Consider the following 22,250-nt stretch of genomic DNA (forward strand, 5'->3'; position numbering starts at 1 on the left):
AGCGCCTGCCCACACAGATACACAATGACAAGGCCCGCCGATGATCCGGATCCTGATATTCATTCTGATACTGACGCTGGCCGCCGCCGGGCTGACGGCCCTGCTGGCCGTCGATGGCAATATCCACATCCAGTTCGGCGATTATGTCTATTTCAACCCGGCGGCCCCGACGCTGATAGGGTTTTTCATCCTGCTGGCGCTGCTGATCGTTACCGTGCTGATCATCAGCTATCTGATGCGCTTGCCGGAGAAGCTGAGCGCCAGGCGTCGTGAGTCCCAGCGCCAGAAGGGGATCATCTCGCTGACGCGCGGGCTGGAGGCCGTTGCCGCCGGTGATGCATCGGATGCCCAGCGCCACGCAAAGAATGCGCAGAAGCAACTTGAAGAACCGGCGCTGACGCGACTGCTGACGGCACAGGCGGCGCAGCTGGCGGGTGACCATGTAACGGCTGAGGAGAGCTTCTCTGCCATGCTGGAAGCGCCGGAGACGGAGTTTCTTGGCCTGCGCGGGCTTTACCTGCAGGCGGTGGGGGCTGGCGACATGAAGGCGGCCAAGGGCTATGCCGATCGGGCGTTCAAGCTGCGCCCCAATGCGCGCTGGGCGTATGAGTCCGTGTACCAGCTATCGGTCGAGCGCGGGTCGTGGTCCGATGCGCAATCGGCCCTGAAGCTGGCCAGCCGCAACGGGCTTGAGGATGGTGACCACGTCAAGCGGCATGAGGCGGCGCTGATTACGGCGCGGGCTTATGCAGCAGATGCTTCGGGCGAGAAGGACGATGCCCTGTCGGATGCAAAAGACGCGGTCAAGCTGGCACCGGACTTTCCGCCTGCCGCCGTTCTCGCCGCGCGGCTGGAGGGTGCCAGGAGCCGCCGCAAGGCCGTGAAGATCCTGGAGCAGGCCTGGGCCGCGCGACCGCACCCGGCCCTGCGCCAGGCATGGCTGGACGTGTATTCCGACCTTGCCCCGAAGGAGCGTGTGGCAACGCTGTCGCGTCTCGCCGAGCAGAACCCTGATGACCAGCAGAGCCACCATCTGGAGGCAGAGGTCGCCATAGCCGATGGCAATTACGACAAGGCCCGGAATATCCTGCAGCCGCTGTTCTCGCGCCGCCCGACCGTGCGCACCTTCACCCTGATGGCGCAGGCGATGAAAGCTCAGTATGGAGAGGAAGCCGCCGAGCCATGGCTGGAAAAGGCAGCCCATGCCCCGGCGGAGCCCGGCCCCGGTGCCGATGGCACGTTTCATTTCACCACTGATGGCTGGCGTCGCCTGGTCATGGAGTTCGGCGATCATCATCGCCTGTCGCCGCCGCCGCTGGAGGAGGTGACCGCCGCCATGTCGCAGGATGAGGTGCTGCTGCTGGCAGCCCCGCCACCGGCACCCGAGCCCGAACCCGAGCCTGAACCTGACGTGAAAGAGGTCATCTCGACGGATAGCGATACGGTTGATCAGACGCCGCTGACATCACCCGCAGCAGGGCAAGGCGACCAGCCTGCGCCGCCAACACAAGCGCCAACTGAACACCCTGCCGACAAGCCGGTCGAGAAGAGGGCCGAAGATAGTGCCACTGCCGAGGAGCGCAAACGCGCAGAGCAGGAAAAAGAACTCAAGGAAAAGGAAGCGGCCCTGTCCGCTGCCGGCATGGGCGGCGGCATGTATGAGGATGATGAGCGCTAGGCCGCTCAGTTGTCCTTCCTTACGCGATAGGCCTTCTGTTTTTGCGGCGTCCGTGTCGCGGATGTTCGCAGAGGGGATGCGGGGGTTTCGTCAGTGTCATCGGCTTTCCGTGTCCGGATGTCTTCCCTGTCGCCGTCAGTGCCCGCGACTTTCGCCCTGATCGCGGCCGCCCCGGTAAGATGGGCGGCGCTGTCTTCGGCACGACCCTGTTCATCGTCGTCAAGCAGCGCCAATGGCGCCATGCCGCCATCGCGCCCAGCCTCGGCATTGCGGACATACCAGTAGGCAAGGACGGCAAATATCCCCAGCATCATCAGGAAAGCGATGGAATTCATGGTAGGGTCGGTCCGGTTGTCGTTGACGATCGATCAGAGGATAGCGCGGCTGTCCTAAGCCGATGTTAACCGTGGAGGGCTGTTGATGGACGAGTATCAGGGAAAATGGGCACTGGTGACCGGGGCATCGGCGGGGCTTGGTGCCGAATTTGCCCGCCAGCTTGCCGCCCGTGGCTGCAATGTCGTCCTCACCGCCCGAAGGGAGGATCGCCTTGCTGTGCTGTCGGAGGAGCTGGAAAGGACAGGCGTTCAGACGGCGAGCATCCCGGCTGATCTCTCCCGTCGCGATGCGCCGGGTGACATCATGGCGGCCATGGCCGCGAAGGGGATCTGCCCCAATGTGCTGGTCAACAATGCCGGGTTCGGACTGACCGGTGAATATGCCGATCGCAGCTGGCAGGAGCAGGGCGATTTCATCCAGCTGATGGTCACAGCCTGTGCGGAGCTCGCCCATCAATGCCTGCCCGCCATGCGAGAACGCGGCTGGGGGCGGGTCATCAACGTGTCGTCAGTTGCGGGGCTGGTGCCGCCTTCCGCCGGGCATACCCTGTACGGGGCGAGCAAGGCTTTCCTCATCAGCTTCACGCAGGCGCTGGCGGCTGAGACTGAGAAGGACGGTGTGAAATGTTGCGTTGTCTGCCCGGGATTTACCTATACGGAGTTTCACGACGTCAACGGCACGCGCGAGATGCTGCACAAGGCGATGCCTGATTTCATGATGCTGCAGGCAGGTGATGTCGTTGCAGGCACACTGAAGGCGGCAGACAGGGGGCATACGGTCCATGTGCCCGGCTGGCAATACAAGACGATCGTCGCCCTGTCGCGGATCATGCCGCTTTGGCTGACGGAAGGTATCGCCAGGGCGCAGCAGGGACGCTATCGCAAGACATGACATTAAGAGGCCGCCCGTGCATTACGCACACGGACGGCCCAGGGGGGAAGTCATGGATGACGTTCGATCGAACGCATCACCCTAGAACTTGTAGCGGTAGCCTGCTTCCAGGACATAGCTCGAGTTCTGGACCTGCAGTTCGGCCGGGAACAGATCAACCTCGACATCGACGTCGCCAGTGCCGCGATAGCGGACATTGGTCAGCAGTGAGGATGTGTCGTTGAGGGCGAAGTCGAGGCCACCGATGAACTGATAGGCAAAGACGTTGCCGCTGTCGCTGGCAATGGCGACACCCGACGGCGAGTAGTCGACATCAACGAAGGCGGTGCCGAGGCCTGCGCCGACATAAGGCGTCAGGCGGGTGTTGTTCTCGAAATCGAGATAGGCGTTGGCGAGAATGTAGGTCGTGCTGATGTCGCCCTGACCGTCAGCGACGATCTGGCCGACGCTGGCGCCGAGCGGCGAGGTCTGGCCCTGGATGAGCACGGCTGCATCGACCGGCATGATGTTCATGCCCGCAGCCTCGACCATGCGGTGGGCTTCAACATCATTCTTGGCGTAGGCGAGCTCTGCCTCGAGGCGGAACATGCCGTAATCCTTGCCGACGGCAGCGCCGAATGTGTAGCCGTCATCGAAGTCGGTTTCCCAGCCGACTTCAGTGCCTTCCGGCAGGCTTGCGCCATCCAGCGCCGTGCCGGTGCCGGTGATGAAGAAGGGGCGGGTGAACTCGCCGGAATTGTCGGAATTCTCCTGGCTGTTCACGCCAAATGTGCCCGATACGTAATAGTCTTGCGCGGCGGCTGATGTTGCAAAGCCTGCAACGGCTACCAGTGCGCCAATCCCCAGGGAGCGTCGATAGATCATTTTATTCCTCCAGTAGTTTATCGCTTGCAGCTACAATCTGGGGTCCATTGATCTTTCGTCATCTCTTGCCCGGTCACATTTGTGTGATTTACTCTTTCGCTTCCTGCTGCGCATGCTCCAGCGCGAGGTATTTTTCCGACTGCATCTCGCTCAGGCGGCTGGCCGTGCGGGCGAATTCGAAACTTCCGTCACCTGCCGGGTACAGATCATCGGGCAGCGCATCGGCGGAGCAGACGAATTTCGTGCGATGCTCATAAAGCGCATCGATGAAGGTGACGAAGCGCTTTGCCTCGTTGCGCTGCTCTTTCGTCATCTGCGGGATGTGGTCCATGAACACAGTGTGATAGTTGCGGGCGACGCAAAGATAATCCTCCGCGCCCAGCGCCTGTCCGCACATGGCCCTGAAGTTGACCCGCGCGGCACCGCGTGCGGTGCGCGGCAGGGTGAGCTTGCGCCCCCGCACCATGTGGATGGCTTCCCGTTCCGTGCCGCCGGCGATCAGCCGTGTCCACGCCTTGTCCATCGCCGTATCGGCTTGCGTTCCGAGCGGGCAGTGATAGACCGGCGACCCGGCGAGCTGTTCGAGGCGATAGTCGCGGGCGGCTATGAGCTCGTGAATATCCACCGTCTCCTTCAACAGATCGATGAACGGCAGGAACAGTTCGCGGTTGATGCCATCCTTGTACAGATCGTCCGGATGGCGGTTGGATGTGGCAACGATGACCGCGCCTTCCTGAAACAGGTATCCGAACAGCCGGCCGAGCAGGGTGGCATCTGTAATGTCCGTCACCTGGAACTCGTCGAAACAGATCAGCCAGCCTTCATTGAAGGCGGCACGGGCAATATGCGGGATCGGGTCATCGAGGCTGGCCTTGCGCACCCGGTTCGCCTGCGCCTTGCGGGTGGCATCGTCCATCTTGCGCCACTGCGCAATCTGTTCGTGGATGCCGACCATGAACTCGTGAAAATGGACCCGGCGCTTTTCCGTCACCGGCGCGTTGTTGAAGAACAGGTCCATCAGCAGGCTCTTGCCGCGCCCGACGCCGCCCCAGAGGTAGAGCCCGCGCGGCGGCGTGGAACGGGAGCCGAAAAATCCCTTCTTGCCGGGGGTGTAGTCATCCAGCTTTTCATGCAGGTCCTGCAAGTGGCCAGCGGCCTCGCGCTGGGCCGGATCGGCGGTGAGCGTGCCTGCCGCAACCAGTGCGTCATACCTGTCGAGCGGTCCTGTCATGGGCGTCCTTCGTCGTGCCGATAAAGACTTTCCCCCTACCCCATATTGTGGCAAGGGCAAAGCAATGAGGTGAATTGGGGCATGTAGCTGGCATGGTTACCATCAACGATATCGAGCAGGCAGCAGACCGGATCGCGCCGCATGTGCTGAAGACGCCGCTGCTGGAAAGCGAGACGCTGAATGCGCGCCTCGGCGGGCGGCTGTTCGTCAAGGCCGAGAGCCTGCAGAAGACCGGCTCGTTCAAGCTGCGCGGGGCAACCAACCGCATCTCGGCGCTCAGCGAAGTGGAAAAGGCACGCGGCGTCGTCGCATACTCCTCCGGCAATCACGCCCAAGGCGTCGCGCTGGCCGCAAAGATCCACCATGTGAATGCGGTCATCGTGATGCCGTCAGACGCGCCGAAGGTGAAGATCGCCAACACCGAGCGCCATGGCGCCGAGGTCGTTCTGTATGACCGCGATACCGAAAGCCGGGAGGAGATAGGCGAGGCGATCGCCGAGAAGCGCGGCTCGGTGCTGATCCCGCCCTATGACGATGCGCATATCATCGCCGGGCAGGGCACGGCGGGGCTGGAAATCGCCGAGCAGGCGGAAGAAGCCGGCGTCATCCTCGACGATGTCGTGATCTGCTGTTCCGGCGGCGGGCTGTCTTCCGGCGTGTCGCTGGCGCTGGCCGATCGCAGCCCGGAGACGGCGGTGTGGACGGCCGAGCCGGAAGGCTTTGACGATACGGCGCGATCCCTTGCTGCCGGGCGGCGGGTATCGAACAAGCCGGGGGTGAAATCGATCTGCGATGCGCTCCTGTTGCCGACGCCGGGCTCGCTTACCTTCCCGATCCTCTCGGAGCATATCGCCGGCGGGCTGGTCGTCGATGATGACGATGTGCGCCGCGCGATGCGGATCGCGTTCGAGGAATTCAAGCTGGTGCTGGAGCCGGGCGGGGCTGTGGCCCTCGCCACCATCCTGTCGCGGCGGATCGACGTACTGGGCAAGAATGTCGCCGTCATCGCGACCGGCGGCAATGTCGACGCGGCCCTGTTCGCCGAGGTAATCCAGGGGCGGTAGGCTGACCATGAAAAACACCGTGGAAGCGGTACTCATCATTGGCTCGCTCGCCCTGCTTCTCGGGGTGATGGCTTTGTTCAGCGTTCCCAATCTGCACGGTTTCATAATGGGCAGTCTTTTCGGCGCCTATGTAGGGTTTGCAGGTCTGCCATTTTTCGATTCAGGGAAATGGAAGCCGCGCCCGATAGTGTGCGGGATACTTGCCGGTGTTGCTTGTGCGGCAATAGCGGCAAGCCGGACGGCGGATATGCAGACCGTAATCCTGTGGGGCCTCGTAGGCGCGATAGCGGGACTGTTTGCGCCTATATGGGTCAAATATGTCTAGATATCAGGGTCGTTCCGGGGCCGTATCGATGATGTGGGCGTTTGTGAAGGTCTCACCTGCCTCCGTATAGATCACGCCATCCTCGATCTTCTTCACCTTGACGATGCGCTTTTCCTCGCCGGTCATGATCTCGATCGTCGTGCCGACAAGGGACGCATCGAGTTTCGGGTCAGGGTTGAAAGCGGGTGTTGCGCAGGCGGTGATGGCCGCGATCAAGCCGATAACAATGAGCGGGCGCATGGCTGGTTCCTTCCTCTTTTATTGCGGAACCCTAGCAGGTCATCCCGGCTGTCGCATGACCTGGGTCAATTTCGCGTCAGAGCGATTTCTGGTTCACCCGGGCCGACAGGTCGGCGGCGGATTCCTTGCGTTCCGAATACCGGTCGACGAGGTAGTCGCTGCGCCCCCGGGTCAGCCAGGTGAACTTCATCAGCTCTTCCATCACGTCGACGACCCGGTCGTAGAAGGGCGACGGCTTCATGCGGCCATCCTCCTCGAACTCGAGGAACGCCTTGGGCACCGAAGACTGGTTGGGAATGGTGATCATGCGCATCCAGCGGCCGAGCACCCGCATCTGATTGACAGTGTTGAAGCTCTGGGAGCCGCCGCAGACCTGCATCAGGGCAAGGGTCTTGCCCTGCGTCGGGCGCACACCGCCGAGAGAGAGCGGGATCCAGTCGATCTGGGTCTTCATCAGGCCGGTCATGGCCCCATGGCGTTCCGGTGAGCACCAGACCATTCCCTCAGACCAGGCGGCCAATTCGCGTAGCTCCGAGACCTTTTCATGGTCGGCGGGCGCGCCATCTGCCAGTGGCAGGCCGGTGGGGTCGAACAGTTTCGTTTCGGCACCGAACATATCCAGCAATCGCTGGGCTTCGAGGGTCAGCAGCCTGCTGTAGGAGCGCTCGCGCAGGGAGCCATAGAGTAACAGGATGCGCGGGCGATGGCCGAGGTCGCCCGCGGGCGCGAGGCTGTCTGCGTCGATGGGGCGGATATGCTCCTGCGACAGGGCGGGCATGTCAGTCGGGTCGGTCATGTCAGGCTTTCGGGTTGGCTTGTGGTCCGCCGCGGCTGCAAGAGCCATAAGGCAAGGCTGGTCGCGACAACGGCGGCGATCAGCTGTGCGGCGATGAAGAGCGGTGCGTCTGCCGGGGCGATGCCGGCGAACGTGTCGGTGAAGGACCGGGCGATGGTCACCGCCGGGTTGGCGAATGAGGTCGAGGAGGTGAACCAGTAGCCTGCCGTGATGATCAGGCCGACGGCGTAGGGCACGGCCTCCGCCCTGAACCTGACAGTGGCAAGAATGGTGAAGACGAGGGCAAAGGTCGCTGTCGCCTCGCCCAGTGCCTGGCCGAGGCCGGAGCGGGCCTTCACGCTGGTCTGGACGAGGTCCATGTCGAACATGGCGTGCGCCAGCGCGACACCGGCCAGCCCGCCCGCGATCTGGACAGCGACAAACAGGGCGGCTTCGCCTGGCCTGATTTGCCTTTGCAGCAGGAAGGCGAGGGTGACGGCAGGGTTGAAATGGGCGCCGGAGATGGGCCCGAAAATTAGGATCAGCACGACCAGCCCTGCGCCGGTCGCAATCGTGTTGCCGAGCAGCGCAACGGCGTCATCCGCCGATAGGGCATCGCCCATGATACCGGAGCCGACGACGATGGCGAGGAGGAGAGCCGTGCCGATGAACTCGGCGGTCAGGCGCTGGCCGGTGGTGTAGCCCATCAGTCAGCCTCTCCAGAGAGGAAGGCATCGATACGGGCGCGGATATCGGCAAAGATAGCCTTGAAGGCTGCGCGCTTGTCAGCATCGCTGCCTGTTGCGGCGGCCGGGTCCGGGAAGGACCAGTGCAGCTTGCGCGGCGCGGGGGCGCCGGGGCGTGTCGGCCAGATTGGGCAGACTTCCCCGGCGGCGTTGTCGCAGACGGTGACGACAACATCCATGATTGGCGCATTTTCCGCAGCGAACTCGTCCCAGCTTTTCGAGCGCACCGCCCCGCCATCGCCGGAGACAGGTTCGATGCCGTGTGCCCGCAGCGTTTCGAGAGCGAAAGGATTAGGTGTGTCGGTGGGTTTGGAGCCAGCTGACCAGCCGCGCCAAGCGCCATCCGAAGCATGGGTCATATAGCTCTCCGCCATGACGGAGCGGGCTGAATTGCCGGTGCACAGGAACAGGATATTGCGCATCAGCAGCACTCCTCTTTCGAACGGGTGACGATGTAGGGGCCGCACAGTCTCGGGTCGCCATTGCAGCAATCGGCCATCAGGAAATCGATGAGTTCGCGGATACCGGCATAATCCGCCTTGTAGAAGATGCGCCGCCCGTCGCGGTCGGAGGTGACGAGGCCCGCCTGTTCAAGCTCCTTCAGGTGGAAGGAGAGTGTGGAGGAGGCGATGCCCAGCGCTTCAGCCAGGGCGCCAGCGGGCTGGCCGCCGGTGCCTGCCTTGACGAGCAGGCGGAAGATGTCGAGGCGGGTTTCCTGCGACAGGGCGGCAAAAGCGTTAACGGCCGATTTCGTTTCCATATTTCCATAATTATAGAAATATAGAAATTTAAGCAAGTGCTATTGGTTTTCGCCCTTGTCCCAGACCAAAAGATCAGGCTTTTCGCCGTTTTCAAGCGCCTTCAGACACTCCAGAAATGCCTCTGCGATGTCTTCCTGCCGGGTGCCGCCGGAAACATGGGGCGTGATGGTGATGCGCCTGTCATCCCATAGGGGCGAGCTGGCGGGGAGGGGCTCGGTCTCCTGAACATCGAGAACGGCATGGACGATATGCCCGGCATCGAGGGCCTTGAACAGGTCAGCTTCAGGCAGTGCCGTGCCGCGCCCGACATTGATGAGCAGGCTGTTCCTGAACTGCGTAAGAACGGACAGGTCAATCAGCCCGCGTGTAGCGTCATTGTCCGGAAGGGCGAGAACGACAAGATTGAAGCGCTCCGGTGCATGGCCCTGCAGGTCCTCGAGTGTGATGACCCTGTCGAAGCCATCGACTGCCCGTGCCGAGCGGGCGACGCCAATCGTTTCGAGACCGAGATTGCTCAGGTATTTTGCGATGGTTGCGCCCATCGGGCCGGTGCCGAAGATCAGCGCCCGGTGGGTGAAGGCGTAGTCGCCCAGCGCCTGCTTGTTCTGCCAGTCACGGTTTGCGGCGAGGCGCTCGCGCAGAGCCATGTTCTGGGTGTGGCGCAGATAATAGGCGAGCACATATTCGGCAAGCTGGTTACCGAGCGTGCCGATGGTGCGCGTCAGCACCGGCGGGTCGAAATCGGCATTGACGACGATCTTGTCATAGCCTGCCCCGGCGCAATGGACCCAGGCGGCCTCCGAAAAGTCGTTGATGCGACCGTCCGGGCCGAAAGTGATGACGGCATAGGGCGCGTCGCCGTCCGGGGTAATGTTGCCATCCGAGGCGTCGATGATCTCGAGGTCGGGCCGCGCCTCGCGCAGCATGGCCATGGTGACGGGGCGGTGTTCGAGAAGGAAGGCGCGGGTGATGAAAGGTGTACTCATGACATCGTTATAAAGGGCGGGTCTGCCGCAAGAAAAGCCCGACTGGTCGATAGGCGCAAAATCGGTAATGGTGGGCGCTTCGAACCAGGAACGGGATTTATTCATGGATGCTTTCACCCTGTTGCCGCCGGTGATGGCGATCCTCGTCGCAGTGGTCGCGCGCAATGTCTATGCGGCGCTGATCGTCGCCCTGTTCCTGTCGGAGGCGCTGATCGGCTTCGGCACGCCGGGCGGGTTCTTCCTGTTCGACGGGCTGGTCGGCACGGTCGACCGCTCGGTCGCGGTGTTCGAAAGTTCGTACAACACGCAGATCTTGCTCTTCTGCCTTCTGATCGGCGCGCTGATCGCCTTCATGCGCGAATCCGGCGGCGTCGCGGCGATGGCGCAGGCGCTGATCCGCTCCGGCCTCGCAGGCTCGCGGCGGCGGGCGGAGCTGGCGGTGGCGGGCACCGGCACGGTGATCTTCATCGAGACGAATGTCTCGCTGCTGTCCGCCGGGGTGCTGGGGCGGCCTCTATACGACGCCCACGGACTGTCGCGCGAGCGGCTCGCCTATATCATCGACTCGACCTCTGCGCCCATCAGCGTGTTGTTGCTGCTCAATGGCTGGGGCGCCTATGCGCTCAGCCTTGTCGGGGAGTATGACTTCGCCAATCCGCTGAACGTGGTCATGGGGTCGGTGCCGTGGAATTTCTATGCGCTCTTGACGGTCACCGGTGTCTACCTCACCGCGATTACGGGCCGTGTGTTCGGGCCGATGGCAAAGGCCGATGCGCGGGTTGCGGGCGGCATCGAGGAGGCAGGCCCGGCGCCGACACGGCCGCGCTACATGTGGCTGCCGCTGGTCATCATGATCGTCAGTGCACTTTCTTTCATGACCATCACCGGAAATGGCAACATCACCGATGGCGATGGCGCGCGGTCGATCCTCTGGGCGATCACGCTGGCCGTGGTCGTCGCGGGCACGATGCTGTGGCTCGACCGGCTGTTCACCACGCGCGACCTGCAGGAGAAAGCGTTCCAAGGCATTGGCGAGATGGTGCCGCTCGTCACCGTGCTGCTCCTGTCCATCGCGCTCGGCTCATCCCTGCGCGCGCTCGGCACGGGGGAGTTCGTCGCCGGCGTCGCCGCCGGGAACCTGCCGGCCTTCACCGTACCGATGATCCTGTTTGCCGCCGCGGCGCTGACCAGCTTCATGACCGGGACGAGCTGGGGCACATACGGCATCCTCGTGCCCATCGCCATGCCGCTTGCAATCGCCCTCGGCATCCCGCCATCGCTGGCGCTGGCTGCCGTGCTCGGCGGCGGTGTCTTCGGCGATCACTGCTCGCCGATCTCCGACACGTCGCTCATCGCCTCCGTTGCGGCGGGGTCGGAGCATCTGTCCCATGTCCGCACACAGCTGCCCTATGCGCTGGTCGCAGCGGGGATAGCGGGCGTGATGTACCTGGTCGCCGGAATCGTGGCGGGGTAGGCGGAGTAATTCTGAAATCCGTTGAGAATGAGATTTTGAATAGTCAGCCAAGGCCTGAAAGGCACTTTGTGCCTTTCAGGCATGGCGGACAATCGTTTTGCGGGTCGACTTTTGTCAAAGCTGCGCCTTTGGCGCGCCGCTTAGCGGTTGCAGCCTTGACAAAAGCCGATCCCGCGAAACACCCATCGCTCCAAACGCCGTCCAAAGAAAAAGGCGGCTGTACAGGCAGCCGCCTTTTTGAGTTGTCAGATGGGACACGTGGTGGTCCCGTAAACGAGACTACTTCGCCCGTTCTACCATCATGCGCTTGATCCCGGCAATAGCCTCTGCAGGGTTGAGGCCCTTGGGGCAGACTGATGTGCAGTTGAAGATCGTGTGGCAACGATAAAGCCGGAAATTGTCGTCGAGATAGTCGAGGCGCTTGCTCTTCTCGTCGTCGCGGGAATCCTGCAGCCATCGATAGGCCTGCAACAGGGCGGCGGGGCCGAGATATTCATTGCCGTCATCCTTGTCGCCATTCCACCAGTAGGATGGGCAGGAGGTCGAGCAGCAGGCACACAGGATGCATTCATACAGCCCGTCGAGTTTCTCACGGTCCTCATGGCTCTGGATGTGTTCCTTTTCCGGCTCGTCGTCGGACTGCAGGAACGGCTCGATCGCTGCATGCTGTTCGTAGAATTTGGACAGGTCCGTCACGAGGTCCTTGACCACCGGCTGGTGCGGCAGCGGATAGATGGCGACATCGCCGGAGCCGCACTCGTCCATGCCCTTGGTGCAGGCAAGCGTGTTGGCGCCGTTGATGTTCATCGCGCATGAACCGCACACGCCTTCGCGGCAGGAGCGGCGGAAGGTGACGGTGGGGTCGAGCGTATCCTTGATGCGGATCAGCGCGTCGAGCACCATGGACACATCCGAGACGTCGATTTCATAGGTATCGACGCGCGGGTTTTCGCCACTGTCCGGATCGGAGCGATAGATCTTGAAGGTGCGCATCTCCGGCGCCTTGTCGGAGGACGCGGATTTCTCGCCCTTGTAGCTCTTGCCTTTGGAATTGATCTTCGAATTACGGGGTAGTGTCAGCTCTACCATGGAAATGACTTTCTTTCTGTCTCTGGTCGAAACACTCTCTGATGGTCAGTATGCGATGCCTCAGTACACCCGGGCCTTCGGCTCGATATAGGCGATGTCGTTCGACATGGTCCATGTGTGGACAGGGCGGTAGTCGATCACCGACTTGCCGTCTTCGTACCAGGCGATGGTGTGCTTCATCCACTCATTGTCGTCCCGGTCCGGATAATCTTCGCGGGAATGAGCGCCGCGCGACTCCTGGCGGTTGGCGGCGCCATCCATCGTCACCGTTGCCTGGCCGACGAGGTTGTCGAATTCCAGGGTCTCGACGAGGTCGGTGTTCCAGATCATCGAACGGTCGGTGACGGAGATGTCGGCGACGCCCGTGTGTACCTTGCCCATCTTCTCCTGGCCTTCGGCGAGAACCTCGCCGGTGCGGAAGACGGCGCAGTTTTCCTGCATCGCCTTTTGCATGGCAAGGCGCAGCTGGGCCGTCGGCGTGCCGCCGGACGCATGACGGAAGCGGTCGAGGCGCTGCAGGGCGAAATCGTCAGCGGCTTTCGGTGTTTCCGGCACCGGCGTTGACGGGTCGACGATCTCCGCACAGCGCAGGCCTGCGGCGCGACCGAACACGACGAGGTCGATCAGCGAATTGGAGCCGAGGCGGTTGGCGCCGTGTACGGAAACACAGCCAGCCTCGCCAATGGCCATCAGGCCCGGTACGATGGCGTCATTATCTTCACCCTTCTTGGTGATGACCTCGCCATGATAATTGGTCGGTATACCGCCCATGTTGTAGTGGACTGTCGGCAGGACCGGGATTGGCTCTTTCGTCACATCAACGCCGGAGAAGACGCGGGCGGTCTCGGAGATGCCCGGCAGGCGCTCTGCCAGTGTTTCTGCGGGAATGTGGTTCAGGTTCAGGTGGATGTGGTCCTTGCCCGAGCCGACGCCACGGCCTTCGCGGATCTCGATCGTCATGGCGCGGGAGACGACGTCGCGCGAGGCGAGGTCCTTGGCACTCGGCGCATAGCGCTCCATGAAGCGCTCGCCTTCCGAGTTGGTCAGGTAACCGCCTTCGCCGCGGGCGCCCTCGGTGATCAGGCAGCCGGCACCATAGATGCCGGTCGGGTGGAACTGCACGAACTCCATGTCCTGCAGCGGCAGGCCGGCGCGCAGCACCATGGCATTACCGTCGCCGGTACAGGTGTGGGCGGAGGTGCAGGAGAAGAAGGCGCGGCCATAGCCGCCGGTTGCGAGGATCGTGTTCTTGGCGCGGAAGCGGTGGATGGTACCGTCATCGAGTTTCCAGGCGAGGATGCCCTTGCACTCGCCATTGTCCATGATCAGGTCGAGGGCGAAATATTCGATGAAGAACTCCGCCTTCTGACGAACGGCCTGGCCATAGAGCGTGTGCAGGATGGCGTGGCCGGTACGGTCGGCCGCGGCGCAGGTGCGCTGGACAGGGCCTTCGCCGAAATTCTTCGTCATGCCGCCAAAGGCGCGCTGGTAGATCTTGCCTTCCTCGGTGCGCGAGAACGGCACGCCCCAATGCTCCAGTTCGTACACGGCGGCGGGCGCGTGCTTGCAAAGATACTCGATCGAGTCCTGGTCGCCGAGCCAGTCGGAGCCCTTGACCGTGTCATACATGTGCCAGCGCCAGTCATCCTCGCCCATATTGCCGAGCGACGCGGAGATGCCGCCCTGCGCCGCAACGGTGTGCGACCGGGTCGGGAAGACTTTCGTCACGCAAGCGGTTTTCAGCCCGGCCTGTGCCGCGCCGAGGGTGGCGCGAAGGCCCGCGCCGCCAGCGCCGACGACGACGACGTCATAGGCATGATCGATAATCTCGTAGGACGTGCTCATAGGATACTGCCTTTATGCGATCAGGGTGATGGCGATGATCGACCACAGCGCGATGGCGCCGGCGACGAGCGCCACGAAAGTGTTGAGGAAATGCAGCCAGCCGCGCAGGTCGGGCTTGTGGATATAGTCATCGATGATGACCTCCATGCCGATACGCATGTGATAGAAGCCGATCAGGATCAGGAGCGCGAGCGGGATCGCGACCGACCATGGATGGCCGGCGATCCACTCCATCAGCTCCGCGCGATTGTCGCCGCCATGGGAAAGCAGCGCGAAGACGAACCAGATGGCAAGCGGGACAAGGGCGAGCGCGGTGATGCGCTGTGCGATGAAGTGGGTGGTGCCGTGTTTTGCCATGATCAATTGCCTCCCAGCATGAAGACGGCGGACCAGACGGCGACGGTCAGCGCCAGCGATCCCCCGACAACGGCCCAAGCCGACCCGCGCGAGGCCGGGATGGAGAAACCATAGCCCGCATCCCAGACGAAGTGGCGGATGCCGTTGAGCAGGTGAAAGAACAAGGCCCAGGTATAGCCGAACAGCACGATCAGCCCGAAGGGCGAGGTGTAGATGCCCTGCACGGTGTTGAATGCGGCCTCGCCGGTCGCGGCGGCGGCGAGCCAGATGGTCAACAGGATCGTGCCTGCATACATCGCCATGCCGGTGGCGCGGTGGGTGATCGAACAGAACAGGGTGACGGTCCATCGCCAGATCTGCAGATGGGGGGAAAGCGGGGTGCTCGCGCTCTGGTCGCTCATCAATTGCCTCGTGGTCTCGTTTGAGCGGAAAATATCGTGGGTCGGTGACAAGTCAACGAATCTGTGCGCTTTGCCGCAGCTTCCCCTCGGTTGTCATCCAAGTCCGCCTCTGTGTCACAGCGATATGGTTTGGCGGGCTTTTTTGCAAGGCACAATGGACAGACGCGCGATTATGAAGCACGATAAATGCAAAGCAGAGTGTGGGGTAATGTGATGCTGGGGAATTTGCGCAAGATCGGGTTGGTGCTGGCTGCATCGGTGATGGCTGGGTGGGCTGTGCCGTCCTTTGCGGCGGATATCGCAGAGGACATGTCGGCAGAGGAAATCGACAGCCTGCTCTCCGGTGCCGGGTTCAATACGACCCTCATGTCCGACAAGAGTGAGGGCACGCCCGTCGCTGTTGCCCGGCTGGGCCAGGTCAATTTCGTCGTCAGGGCGCTGAGCTGCGAAGGCGCGCCAGCGCGCTGCTCGCAATTGCTGTTCTTTGCCAATTTCGATCTTGGTCGCACGATCACCAATGCCGATTACCGCGTGGTCAATGATTTCAACGATTCAAGCTATGATGGCCGCGCCTATGTGCTGGAGGATTCCGGCGAGATCGGCGTCGACTTCATCATCGACCTGACCGGCGGGGTGACCCCGGCGCACATCCAGTCCCGTCTCGGGCGCTGGCAGGGTATCGTGTCTGATTTCCTGCGCGAAATGAATGCGGCCCAGACCGGCTCGTAAATAAAAGTTGATGTCCTGCGTCGGTGGCGCGAGAAAGCCCTTGCCCCTGACATGATGTCAGGGATCAGGATGCCTCATCTCAGGCAAAAGCAGCTTCGAACAGGGGGATGTTAATGCAGGAATTCACCACGGAAGACCTTCGCGCTGCCGTCAATGCGGAACGGCTTTCAGCCTATGCACGCCTGAGGGGCGGGTTCCCCATCCCGTTGGCCGGGGCGACATACTGGGCGGTTCTTGGCATTGCCGGATATTTCCTCGATCTTTCGACCTGGTCCATGATCGCCTTTTTCGGTTCCGGGTCGATCTTTCCGCTGGCGCTTCTTTACGCAAAAATTTTCCGTAACGACTTCATGAAGAGCAGGACCGCGGTGGGCTCGGTCATCCTGCCTGCCATGCTCAGCATGTTGCTTTTCTGGGCCTTCATCGTGGTAGCAGCCGGTGAGGCGCCGTCGATGATCCCGCTTATCCTGGCGGTGGGCATGTCCATCCACTGGCCTGTTATCGGGTGGAGCTATGGCCGCACGGCGCTGTTCTCTGCCCATGCCGTGCTGCGGGCGATCGTACCCACGGCGCTGTGGTTCCTGTTTCCCGACGAGCGGCTGACATGGCTGCCGCTTTCGGTTTCCGCGATCTATCTGGCAACTATCGTGGTGATTTTTGTCGATAGTGGCCGTGTAAAGCGAAGCCTTGGCAAGGAATGATGGGCGAAATCGCGAATTTTCTCTTGCGAGCGCGACAATCTGTCACCAAATGTGCTATGGGTTAAGTTGAAAGAGAGAGTGGGCGAGGGAGCTTATGCACCGCGATCATCACAAGGACATGCGAATTGGTCTGGTCGGCATTCTGGCCGGGGCAGCGCTGAGCGTGTCTGCCTATGACAGCCTGATGGCGCATACATCCCCGGCGACGGAAGGCATTTCGGTCCGTCACCAGGTCAGCCAGATGATCGGCCTTGATGTCGAGCTGCCTTGCCTTGCAGAAAACCGCGTGGTCGGGATCGTCCTGAAAGTATTCGCTGACGTGACAGGCATGGACGGTGACAGCGAGGACAAGAGCTGACCGCTATCCTTCACAACATGAGTGAGAAGACCGCCCGAGGGCGGTTTTTTTATGGAGAGGGTTGTAAAGGGTGCTTGACAGGCATATTTTCTGCTTGTAAAGGTGTCTTTACACGTAAAGCTAGCTTGACACAAGGGGTGTCATCAGGCCGAGCGTGACAGCAAGGGAAAAAGTAATGACCCGTATTCTGACCCTGTTCGGTCTCACCTGCCTATTCTGCCTGGGCGGCGGATATGCCGTCGGTGCGATGCTGGCAAAAATCTTCGAGCACAATGATCTGCAGGCAGCACTCATGTGGGGACTTGCCGCCATACCGCTGGTCGCGACCGGTGCCTGGTGCTTTCAGGCCGGGCGCCACACCTGCCAGGGCGAAGGCAACGGGGGCAAGGCGTAATGCGGTTTGACTGGCGCCGCCACATCATCTCGATCGTCGCGGTTGCGCTGATCCTTGTCTATGTCGCCCTACTGGTCGTCGACATCATGCAGGGCAAAGGGCTGGAGAATCTCGGCGTCTATGCCGTCATGTCAATCTGTCTGGCATTGGCCATCGGGGCGAAGGTCATGCCATCAGACTGGAAGTAACATGCTGAAACCGGTGCAAAGGGATTGAGACAAGATAATGCGTACATGGACTTTCTTTCTAAAGATGATAGGCGGCCTCTTCTTCGCCGGGATAGGCGTTGGGTTGTTCGTCGGGTGGACGAGCGATGGCGGCCAAGGGTCGTTCTGGTTCCCTGTGGTTGGCGCGATACTCTTCTTCGGTGGCGCTGCCGCCATGTATTGGGGCTATCGCAGGAAAGCCGCCGCGGCCGATGATGGGGCGGATGTCAGCGACATCGACATGCTGCTGGGCGATATGTCCGATCCGGTGCAGCGCAGGATCATCCTGCGCGTCGCCGTCGCTAGCGCCATTCATGGCATTATGCTTGTGAATTTCCTCGACGGGTCGGCTGTGCCGGTAACGTTTGGCGACGGCCCGCTGGAGCGACCGGAACTGATTACCATCGGCAGCTATGCGGTGTTCCTCGTGACGCTTGTCTGGATCGTGATCGAGTGCATCCGCTTTCACCGGATCGATGAATTCTGGACACGGATCGTCATCGGACCGGCGGCGCTTGCCGGCGCCATCCTGTTCATGGCGGTCACGCTGTGGACGCTGGGCGAAGAGGCGCTCGGCTTTGGCGAGGCGCGGTTCTGGCACTACTACCTGTTCTATTACCTGACGATCCTCGGATTGATGATCGGCAAATGGCAACTCGGCAAGCGCCGGGGAGGCATCTGATCGATGGACAACAATCTGAATGAGTTGCGTGACCGGCATGGCTGGAGCCAGGGCGAGCTTGCAAAACGGCTCGGCGTTTCCCGCCAGACGGTGAATGCCCTGGAGAAAGGCCGTTATGATCCATCACTGCCACTGGCGTTCAAGATCGCCAGGCTGTTCGACCTGAAGATCGAGGAAATATTCTCCGATGACGGAGAGAAGTGATTAAACGCTCAAGGAGGGAAGATCATGAGCAAGTCCTATATCTACGAACCATTGCCCGAGGGGGCAAGACCGGTCGCCGCATGGTGGGCGATCCTGCAGGTGCCACTGCTGTTCATGCTGGCGCTGGTCGGGGCCGCCGTGGTTGCGGCACTGGTGGCCATCGCGGTGTTCTCCATCGCTATTCTGGGGGGCAGCTGGGATCCCGCCGCATCCGCCGAGCCGCCGGGCTGGACGATGGGTGTCCTGATCGCGGCTGCCATGCTGGGGCTGTTCATCAGCCTGACATTTGTTTCCATCATGAAGATAAAGATGGAGAAACGCTCGCTGGCATCCGCCGGCATCACCGGCTTCCTCTATGGGGGTAAGTTCTGGGGCGGCTTTGGCGGCGGTATCCTTGTTGCCATCGTACTCGGTATCCCGGCCGCGCTGGCGGGGGCCGTGTTCGGCATGCCGGAGGCAACGGAGGCCGCGCTGAACTTCGACCATGTCCTGTCCGGCCAGTTTGCGCTGATGGTGCTCGGCATCTTCATCTTCGTGATGATCCAGGCGCCGGCGGAGGAAATCTTCATTCGCGGCTGGTTGCTCAGTGCCCTGACATGGCGCCATGGTCTGGTCGTCGCGCTGGTCTTTTCCAGCATCGTCTTTTCGCTGCTTCATGCGGACCGGGTCGTCGCCGGGTTCATGTGGATGGTCTATACGCTGATCGCTGTCGGCTCCATCGGCGTGCTGTTCGCGGCCCTGTCCTATGCGGCGCGGTCTGTCCTGCCGGCGGCGGGCATGCATACAGGCTATAACTTCACCCTGATCACGCTGGGTGTCGGCTATCTACTGGCTCAATCGGAGGATGGCGATGTGTTTGCGGCGCTGGCAGGTGCGCTTGATATGGAGAACCTGCCGACATTCGAGTTCACGCCGGTCACCATCATCGACCTGCTGTCCCGTGGTGCCATCCCGCTGGCGCTTGCCTTCTGGTATTTCGGACGTCGAAAGGCGGCGCCTGCCGTTGCCACGGAAACGACGACTGCCTGATTGAAAAACCGCACGGCCCGTGCTCACATCCTCCCGGACTTCCAAACCAGTCCGGGAGGATTTTTCATGCGCAGAACCGGCCGCCGCAAGAGCACCAATGTCGTCAACCGCAAGGGCGAAGGGCGCCAGGGCCTTGGCGGGCTTGGCGGTGGCGGCGGCAACTTCATCATCTTCATGCTGTTGCGCCTCGTCATGACGCGTTTTGGGCTGGCCGGGATCGCTATCCTCGTCGTCGGCTATTTTGCGCTGCAGGCAATGGGCCTCAACCCGCTGCAGATGCTGTCCGGCGGCGGGCAGGGCGCACCTGCCGGGCAATCAGCCGCCAGCCAGGCGGACCTGTGCGAAAGCGGCAGCGAGACAGAGCAATTCATGTGCGTCGTCCTTGCCTCGACGGAAGATGTCTGGGATGGCGAGTTCACCCGGCGCGGCAGCACCTATCCCCAGCCTGAACTGCACATCTTCTCCGGCGGTGTCAGCGCCGGGGCCTGTGGCTACGCCTCCTCCGCCGTCGGGCCATTCTACTGCCCGGCGACCAACGCTCTTTATCTTGACACGGAGTTCTTCACCGAGCTGTCGCGCCGTTTCGGCGCGCCAGGCGATTTCGCGCAGGCCTATGTGGTGGCGCACGAGGTCGGCCACCACATCCAGAACGTCTCCGGCACGCTGTCGGATGTGCAGCGGGCCAAGCAGGGCCTGACCGGGCCGGGGCAGAACGCGCTGCAGGTGAAGGTCGAGTTGCAGGCCGACTGCCTTGCCGGGGTCTGGGCCCATCACGAAAACGACCTTGCCGGGCTCGATGATGGCGATATCGACGAAGCGCTGACGGCGGCAAACGCGATCGGCGATGACACGCTGCAGCGCCAGGCCGGCCAGCGCCCGATGCCCGACAGCTTCACCCATGGCACCTCGGCCCAGCGCATGGAATGGTTCCAGCGCGGCTATCGCTCCGGCGAGATGGAAGCCTGCGACACGTTCGACGCCAACGCTCTTTAGAAGTTCCCGCCCTTGCTCGCGGTCCTTACTCTTTCCAGTGCTCGTTGACCCAGGTCGCGGGCAGTGCGTGCTTGTAGAAACGCTTGTGCAGCGGCGCAGGCCACACCCCGACCGCCGCTTCATCCGGGTCCGGACGGCCGGTAAAGGCAACGATACGCGCCTCCGGCGTCAGCGCCGGTTCGCGGAACCAGTTGAACGGGAAGGGTGGCACCAGATCGTGCTTGAACGACACGCACCATTCCACCGGCCAGAATTTCTGGTTGGGGATATATTTCGAGATGTAATGCTGCTCGGTGCGGTGTTCTTCCAGCACCTTTTGCGGGTTCGCCTCGAAAATCTCGAACAGGCCGGTGTGCTTGCCTGCCGGAAACCGGAAGGCGGATGTGTTGCCGAGGCCGCGCGTCTTCTGCGTCCAGTTCTCGATAACGCAATATTCCCCCGGCGCATAGGCGAAAAGGTCATCCAGCGGGCCGGTAATGATCAGGTCGATATCGAGGAACATGACATCGCCCGACAGGTCGGCCAGCGGGTACTGCCAGCAGGAGATCTTGCGCCACGGCGTCCAGGTATATGGCTCGGGCAGGGTGATGCGTGGCAACGGCTGGATCTCGATGCCCTGGTTCAGGCCGGTTCGGTCATCGGTGAAACAGACAAAGCGCAACGGCCCGGTAATGTTGCGCGTCACCGCGCCATAGAGCCGGTTCACATATTCAGGGCCGTAGCGCGTGCCCCATTTCATGCAGATGATCGTCTTGTCCATACCCGGTCCATTGAGCGTTGCCGAAGCAAAGCCGCTGGCACCTGAAATGTCCAGACATTATCGCCGCTGCACGTTGAGTTGTCAGCCCGCCCGCGGATGCGGTATGGAAGGGCAGTTATCAATCGCCAGAGGCCAGCCATGCTGGATTTGACATGCTGAATTTCGATGCCCTGAGGGCCGCCGACACCCGCATCTCTCCCTTCACCTATATCGTCGCCGAGGGCGCGGTGAGTGAGGACGAGGCGGCAGAGGTCCGTGCCGATTATCCGAAGATCGACAAGACCGGTTACCTGCCGCTGTCGCAGCTGGACGCGAAGGGCAAGTTCGCCGAGCTTATCGAGGACCTGAAATCGCCGGAGCTCGCCGACGTCCTCTCCGACAAGCTGGGGCTAGAGCTGCGCGACAAGCCGCGCATGATCACCGTGCGCAAGCATTCGAAACTGGGTGACGGGCGCGTGCACAATGACAGCGTTTCGAAAATCTGCACCATGCTGATCTATCTCAACGAGGGCTGGGACAATGCCGCCGGCGGGGCGATCCGTGCGCTGAACGGTGAGGGGTCGATGGACGATTTCGCCGAGGAAGTCTCGCCGCTTGCCGGCAATGTCTTCGCGTTTGCGCGCTCTGATACTAGCTGGCACGGCCACCCGCCCTTCCAGGGCGAGCGCTATGTCATCCAGACAACGTTCCTGATCAACGAGGAAGAACTGGCGCGGAAGGAAAACCGCGGCGGCTTCCAACTGTTCCTGAAAAAGCTGAACCCGTTCGAGAAGGGGTAGGGGTTTCTCTTCGACTCGTCTATTTTGGTTGTATGGAGTTTACTCTTCTTTTGATGGAATTTGTGATCGCCGTATTGGGGCTCGCGACTATTCTGCTGCCCTCATGGGGCTGCTTTTTAAAAAAACCTTTTTCCGTTTACAATTAAGGCATTGATTTTAAAGGTGGAGCATCAGACTCACGATCTATCAGCCAAGAGCCATTAAGGCTCTTTGAAGCCTTAATGGCTCGGCTGCCAATTGTTTTACCGGTCAGGATTTGTCAAGGACGGCCCAAAGGGCCGCCGGCGGAGCCGGGCTACGCTCCTTGACTAATCCTGATCCGGTGAAACAGACACCGTGCGTACAATGCCCC

29 protein-coding genes are annotated in these 22,250 nt (G+C 61.6%); 15 read left to right on the top strand and 14 right to left on the bottom strand.

The genetic code is table 11. The features are described 5' to 3' along the window. The first annotated feature begins 40 nt into the window (after positions 1-40). On the top strand, positions 41-1,678 hold the full coding sequence (locus FF098_RS09850) for a heme biosynthesis protein HemY (RefSeq protein ID WP_155140017.1): 1,638 nt from the start codon (positions 41-43) through the stop codon (positions 1,676-1,678). A 5-nt stretch (positions 1,679-1,683) separates the two neighbouring features. Here the strand turns inward: FF098_RS09850 and FF098_RS09855 are convergent, their stop codons facing one another. Continuing rightward, positions 1,684-2,013, bottom strand: coding sequence for a hypothetical protein (locus FF098_RS09855; protein WP_155140019.1), 330 nt, complete (start codon positions 2,011-2,013; stop codon positions 1,684-1,686). Positions 2,014-2,098: 85 nt separating this feature from the next. Here FF098_RS09855 and FF098_RS09860 point away from each other — a divergent pair, with 85 nt between their 5' ends. Next, positions 2,099-2,905 (top strand): SDR family NAD(P)-dependent oxidoreductase, encoded by an 807-nt coding sequence (locus tag FF098_RS09860; RefSeq protein WP_155140021.1) that lies wholly within the window; start codon positions 2,099-2,101, stop codon positions 2,903-2,905. A gap of 81 nt (positions 2,906-2,986) precedes the next feature. Here FF098_RS09860 and FF098_RS09865 read toward each other — a convergent pair whose 3' ends face one another. Together FF098_RS09865 and zapE are read right to left on the bottom strand one after the other, a co-directional pair. Beyond that, the gene (locus FF098_RS09865) at positions 2,987-3,769 is read right to left on the bottom strand and encodes an outer membrane beta-barrel protein (protein WP_155140022.1); all 783 of its coding nucleotides are present in this window, start codon (positions 3,767-3,769) and stop codon (positions 2,987-2,989) included. Between the two features lie 88 nt (positions 3,770-3,857). Further along, positions 3,858-5,000 carry a cell division protein ZapE gene (gene zapE, locus FF098_RS09870; RefSeq protein ID WP_155140024.1) on the bottom strand — a complete coding sequence of 381 codons (1,143 nt, stop codon included), beginning with the start codon at positions 4,998-5,000 and terminating at the stop codon, positions 3,858-3,860. 92 nt (positions 5,001-5,092) lie between these two features. Between zapE and FF098_RS09875 the strand changes: the two genes are divergently transcribed. Together FF098_RS09875 and FF098_RS09880 are read left to right on the top strand one after the other, a co-directional pair. Then, positions 5,093-6,064 (top strand): threonine ammonia-lyase, encoded by a 972-nt coding sequence (locus FF098_RS09875; protein WP_155140026.1) that lies wholly within the window; start codon positions 5,093-5,095, stop codon positions 6,062-6,064. 7 nt (positions 6,065-6,071) lie between these two features. Continuing rightward, positions 6,072-6,389 carry a hypothetical protein gene (locus FF098_RS09880; protein ID WP_155140028.1) on the top strand — a complete coding sequence of 106 codons (318 nt, stop codon included), beginning with the start codon at positions 6,072-6,074 and terminating at the stop codon, positions 6,387-6,389. Positions 6,390-6,392: 3 nt separating this feature from the next. Here FF098_RS09880 and FF098_RS09885 read toward each other — a convergent pair whose 3' ends face one another. From FF098_RS09885 to FF098_RS09910, 6 genes are all read right to left on the bottom strand, one after another. Then, positions 6,393-6,629, bottom strand: coding sequence for a hypothetical protein (locus FF098_RS09885; RefSeq protein WP_155140030.1), 237 nt, complete (start codon positions 6,627-6,629; stop codon positions 6,393-6,395). Between the two features lie 76 nt (positions 6,630-6,705). Then, positions 6,706-7,425, bottom strand: coding sequence for an arsenical resistance protein ArsH (gene arsH, locus FF098_RS09890; RefSeq protein ID WP_205967462.1), 720 nt, complete (start codon positions 7,423-7,425; stop codon positions 6,706-6,708). Next, complete coding sequence (locus FF098_RS09895) at positions 7,422-8,111, bottom strand: aquaporin (RefSeq protein ID WP_155140032.1); 690 nt, start codon at positions 8,109-8,111, stop codon at positions 7,422-7,424. The genes arsH and FF098_RS09895 overlap by 4 nt, the downstream gene beginning before the upstream one ends. Then, positions 8,111-8,572: an arsenate reductase ArsC gene (locus FF098_RS09900; protein WP_155140034.1), complete on the bottom strand. Its 462-nt coding sequence runs from the start codon at positions 8,570-8,572 to the stop codon at positions 8,111-8,113. The genes FF098_RS09895 and FF098_RS09900 overlap by 1 nt, the downstream gene beginning before the upstream one ends. Continuing rightward, positions 8,572-8,910, bottom strand: coding sequence for an ArsR/SmtB family transcription factor (locus FF098_RS09905; RefSeq protein ID WP_155140036.1), 339 nt, complete (start codon positions 8,908-8,910; stop codon positions 8,572-8,574). Before FF098_RS09905 ends, FF098_RS09900 begins: the two co-directional genes overlap by 1 nt. 39 nt (positions 8,911-8,949) lie before the next feature. Then, positions 8,950-10,002: an NAD(P)-dependent oxidoreductase gene (locus FF098_RS09910; RefSeq protein WP_155140038.1), complete on the bottom strand. Its 1,053-nt coding sequence runs from the start codon at positions 10,000-10,002 to the stop codon at positions 8,950-8,952. Between FF098_RS09910 and FF098_RS09915 the strand changes: the two genes are divergently transcribed. Next, positions 10,001-11,371 carry a Na+/H+ antiporter NhaC family protein gene (locus tag FF098_RS09915; RefSeq protein ID WP_155140040.1) on the top strand — a complete coding sequence of 457 codons (1,371 nt, stop codon included), beginning with the start codon at positions 10,001-10,003 and terminating at the stop codon, positions 11,369-11,371. The genes FF098_RS09910 and FF098_RS09915 overlap by 2 nt on opposite strands. 279 nt (positions 11,372-11,650) lie before the next feature. Here the strand turns inward: FF098_RS09915 and FF098_RS09920 are convergent, their stop codons facing one another. From FF098_RS09920 to sdhC, 4 genes are read right to left on the bottom strand one after another with little or no spacing between them, the layout of a single operon-like run. Further along, positions 11,651-12,460 carry a succinate dehydrogenase iron-sulfur subunit gene (locus FF098_RS09920; protein WP_155140042.1) on the bottom strand — a complete coding sequence of 270 codons (810 nt, stop codon included), beginning with the start codon at positions 12,458-12,460 and terminating at the stop codon, positions 11,651-11,653. Between the two features lie 60 nt (positions 12,461-12,520). Further along, positions 12,521-14,305 (bottom strand): succinate dehydrogenase flavoprotein subunit, encoded by a 1,785-nt coding sequence (gene sdhA, locus FF098_RS09925; RefSeq protein WP_155140044.1) that lies wholly within the window; start codon positions 14,303-14,305, stop codon positions 12,521-12,523. A 12-nt stretch (positions 14,306-14,317) separates the two neighbouring features. After that, positions 14,318-14,662, bottom strand: a complete 345-nt coding sequence (sdhD, locus tag FF098_RS09930; protein ID WP_155140046.1) for a succinate dehydrogenase, hydrophobic membrane anchor protein — start codon at positions 14,660-14,662, stop codon at positions 14,318-14,320. A 2-nt stretch (positions 14,663-14,664) separates the two neighbouring features. Next, the gene (gene sdhC, locus FF098_RS09935) at positions 14,665-15,063 is read right to left on the bottom strand and encodes a succinate dehydrogenase, cytochrome b556 subunit (RefSeq protein WP_155140048.1); all 399 of its coding nucleotides are present in this window, start codon (positions 15,061-15,063) and stop codon (positions 14,665-14,667) included. Between the two features lie 186 nt (positions 15,064-15,249). Between sdhC and FF098_RS09940 the strand changes: the two genes are divergently transcribed. The 9 genes from FF098_RS09940 (at position 15,250) to ypfJ (ending at position 20,359) form a co-directional block, all read left to right on the top strand. Next, on the top strand, positions 15,250-15,792 hold the full coding sequence (locus tag FF098_RS09940) for a YbjN domain-containing protein (protein WP_155140050.1): 543 nt from the start codon (positions 15,250-15,252) through the stop codon (positions 15,790-15,792). 113 nt (positions 15,793-15,905) lie between these two features. Continuing rightward, positions 15,906-16,493, top strand: coding sequence for a DUF7010 family protein (locus tag FF098_RS09945; protein WP_155140052.1), 588 nt, complete (start codon positions 15,906-15,908; stop codon positions 16,491-16,493). A 94-nt stretch (positions 16,494-16,587) separates the two neighbouring features. After that, positions 16,588-16,851 (top strand): hypothetical protein, encoded by a 264-nt coding sequence (locus FF098_RS09950; protein ID WP_155140054.1) that lies wholly within the window; start codon positions 16,588-16,590, stop codon positions 16,849-16,851. A gap of 175 nt (positions 16,852-17,026) precedes the next feature. Next, positions 17,027-17,245 carry a hypothetical protein gene (locus FF098_RS09955; RefSeq protein ID WP_155140056.1) on the top strand — a complete coding sequence of 73 codons (219 nt, stop codon included), beginning with the start codon at positions 17,027-17,029 and terminating at the stop codon, positions 17,243-17,245. Next, on the top strand, positions 17,245-17,433 hold the full coding sequence (locus tag FF098_RS09960) for a hypothetical protein (protein ID WP_155140058.1): 189 nt from the start codon (positions 17,245-17,247) through the stop codon (positions 17,431-17,433). Before FF098_RS09955 ends, FF098_RS09960 begins: the two co-directional genes overlap by 1 nt. A gap of 37 nt (positions 17,434-17,470) precedes the next feature. Further along, complete coding sequence (locus FF098_RS09965) at positions 17,471-18,133, top strand: hypothetical protein (protein ID WP_155140060.1); 663 nt, start codon at positions 17,471-17,473, stop codon at positions 18,131-18,133. Positions 18,134-18,136: 3 nt separating this feature from the next. Continuing rightward, a complete protein-coding gene (locus tag FF098_RS09970; protein ID WP_155140062.1) occupies positions 18,137-18,337 on the top strand; it encodes a helix-turn-helix transcriptional regulator in 201 nt (66 codons plus the stop codon). Between the two features lie 24 nt (positions 18,338-18,361). Further along, a complete protein-coding gene (locus tag FF098_RS09975; RefSeq protein ID WP_155140064.1) occupies positions 18,362-19,366 on the top strand; it encodes a CPBP family intramembrane glutamic endopeptidase in 1,005 nt (334 codons plus the stop codon). 66 nt (positions 19,367-19,432) lie between these two features. Then, positions 19,433-20,359, top strand: coding sequence for a KPN_02809 family neutral zinc metallopeptidase (gene ypfJ / locus FF098_RS09980; RefSeq protein WP_155140066.1), 927 nt, complete (start codon positions 19,433-19,435; stop codon positions 20,357-20,359). 25 nt (positions 20,360-20,384) lie between these two features. Here the strand turns inward: ypfJ and FF098_RS09985 are convergent, their stop codons facing one another. Continuing rightward, positions 20,385-21,119: a hypothetical protein gene (locus tag FF098_RS09985; RefSeq protein ID WP_155140068.1), complete on the bottom strand. Its 735-nt coding sequence runs from the start codon at positions 21,117-21,119 to the stop codon at positions 20,385-20,387. A gap of 152 nt (positions 21,120-21,271) precedes the next feature. Between FF098_RS09985 and FF098_RS09990 the strand changes: the two genes are divergently transcribed. After that, positions 21,272-21,898 (top strand): 2OG-Fe(II) oxygenase, encoded by a 627-nt coding sequence (locus FF098_RS09990; RefSeq protein ID WP_155140070.1) that lies wholly within the window; start codon positions 21,272-21,274, stop codon positions 21,896-21,898. The last annotated feature ends 352 nt before the right edge of the window (positions 21,899-22,250 follow it).

The organism is Aquisalinus luteolus, assembly GCF_009712425.2.
Lineage (GTDB): Bacteria > Pseudomonadota > Alphaproteobacteria > Caulobacterales > Parvularculaceae > Aquisalinus > Aquisalinus luteolus.

Excerpts from the sequence above, each read along its gene's own strand:
- FF098_RS09850 (WP_155140017.1), top strand. The coding sequence starts at position 41 with ATGATCCGGATCCTGATATTCATTCTGATACTGACGCTGGCCGCCGCC.
- FF098_RS09855 (WP_155140019.1), bottom strand. The coding sequence starts at position 2,013 with ATGAATTCCATCGCTTTCCTGATGATGCTGGGGATATTTGCCGTCCTT.
- FF098_RS09860 (WP_155140021.1), top strand. The coding sequence starts at position 2,099 with ATGGACGAGTATCAGGGAAAATGGGCACTGGTGACCGGGGCATCGGCG.
- FF098_RS09865 (WP_155140022.1), bottom strand. The coding sequence starts at position 3,769 with ATGATCTATCGACGCTCCCTGGGGATTGGCGCACTGGTAGCCGTTGCA.
- zapE (WP_155140024.1), bottom strand. The coding sequence starts at position 5,000 with ATGACAGGACCGCTCGACAGGTATGACGCACTGGTTGCGGCAGGCACG.
- FF098_RS09875 (WP_155140026.1), top strand. The coding sequence starts at position 5,093 with ATGGTTACCATCAACGATATCGAGCAGGCAGCAGACCGGATCGCGCCG.
- FF098_RS09880 (WP_155140028.1), top strand. The coding sequence starts at position 6,072 with ATGAAAAACACCGTGGAAGCGGTACTCATCATTGGCTCGCTCGCCCTG.
- FF098_RS09885 (WP_155140030.1), bottom strand. The coding sequence starts at position 6,629 with ATGCGCCCGCTCATTGTTATCGGCTTGATCGCGGCCATCACCGCCTGC.
- arsH (WP_205967462.1), bottom strand. The coding sequence starts at position 7,425 with ATGACCGACCCGACTGACATGCCCGCCCTGTCGCAGGAGCATATCCGC.
- FF098_RS09895 (WP_155140032.1), bottom strand. The coding sequence starts at position 8,111 with ATGGGCTACACCACCGGCCAGCGCCTGACCGCCGAGTTCATCGGCACG.
- FF098_RS09900 (WP_155140034.1), bottom strand. The coding sequence starts at position 8,572 with ATGCGCAATATCCTGTTCCTGTGCACCGGCAATTCAGCCCGCTCCGTC.
- FF098_RS09905 (WP_155140036.1), bottom strand. The coding sequence starts at position 8,910 with ATGGAAACGAAATCGGCCGTTAACGCTTTTGCCGCCCTGTCGCAGGAA.
- FF098_RS09915 (WP_155140040.1), top strand. The coding sequence starts at position 10,001 with ATGGATGCTTTCACCCTGTTGCCGCCGGTGATGGCGATCCTCGTCGCA.
- FF098_RS09910 (WP_155140038.1), bottom strand. The coding sequence starts at position 10,002 with ATGAATAAATCCCGTTCCTGGTTCGAAGCGCCCACCATTACCGATTTT.
- FF098_RS09920 (WP_155140042.1), bottom strand. The coding sequence starts at position 12,460 with ATGGTAGAGCTGACACTACCCCGTAATTCGAAGATCAATTCCAAAGGC.
- sdhA (WP_155140044.1), bottom strand. The coding sequence starts at position 14,305 with ATGAGCACGTCCTACGAGATTATCGATCATGCCTATGACGTCGTCGTC.
- sdhD (WP_155140046.1), bottom strand. The coding sequence starts at position 14,662 with ATGGCAAAACACGGCACCACCCACTTCATCGCACAGCGCATCACCGCG.
- sdhC (WP_155140048.1), bottom strand. The coding sequence starts at position 15,063 with ATGAGCGACCAGAGCGCGAGCACCCCGCTTTCCCCCCATCTGCAGATC.
- FF098_RS09940 (WP_155140050.1), top strand. The coding sequence starts at position 15,250 with ATGCAAAGCAGAGTGTGGGGTAATGTGATGCTGGGGAATTTGCGCAAG.
- FF098_RS09945 (WP_155140052.1), top strand. The coding sequence starts at position 15,906 with ATGCAGGAATTCACCACGGAAGACCTTCGCGCTGCCGTCAATGCGGAA.
- FF098_RS09950 (WP_155140054.1), top strand. The coding sequence starts at position 16,588 with ATGCACCGCGATCATCACAAGGACATGCGAATTGGTCTGGTCGGCATT.
- FF098_RS09955 (WP_155140056.1), top strand. The coding sequence starts at position 17,027 with ATGACCCGTATTCTGACCCTGTTCGGTCTCACCTGCCTATTCTGCCTG.
- FF098_RS09960 (WP_155140058.1), top strand. The coding sequence starts at position 17,245 with ATGCGGTTTGACTGGCGCCGCCACATCATCTCGATCGTCGCGGTTGCG.
- FF098_RS09965 (WP_155140060.1), top strand. The coding sequence starts at position 17,471 with ATGCGTACATGGACTTTCTTTCTAAAGATGATAGGCGGCCTCTTCTTC.
- FF098_RS09970 (WP_155140062.1), top strand. The coding sequence starts at position 18,137 with ATGGACAACAATCTGAATGAGTTGCGTGACCGGCATGGCTGGAGCCAG.
- FF098_RS09975 (WP_155140064.1), top strand. The coding sequence starts at position 18,362 with ATGAGCAAGTCCTATATCTACGAACCATTGCCCGAGGGGGCAAGACCG.
- ypfJ (WP_155140066.1), top strand. The coding sequence starts at position 19,433 with ATGCGCAGAACCGGCCGCCGCAAGAGCACCAATGTCGTCAACCGCAAG.
- FF098_RS09985 (WP_155140068.1), bottom strand. The coding sequence starts at position 21,119 with ATGGACAAGACGATCATCTGCATGAAATGGGGCACGCGCTACGGCCCT.
- FF098_RS09990 (WP_155140070.1), top strand. The coding sequence starts at position 21,272 with ATGCTGAATTTCGATGCCCTGAGGGCCGCCGACACCCGCATCTCTCCC.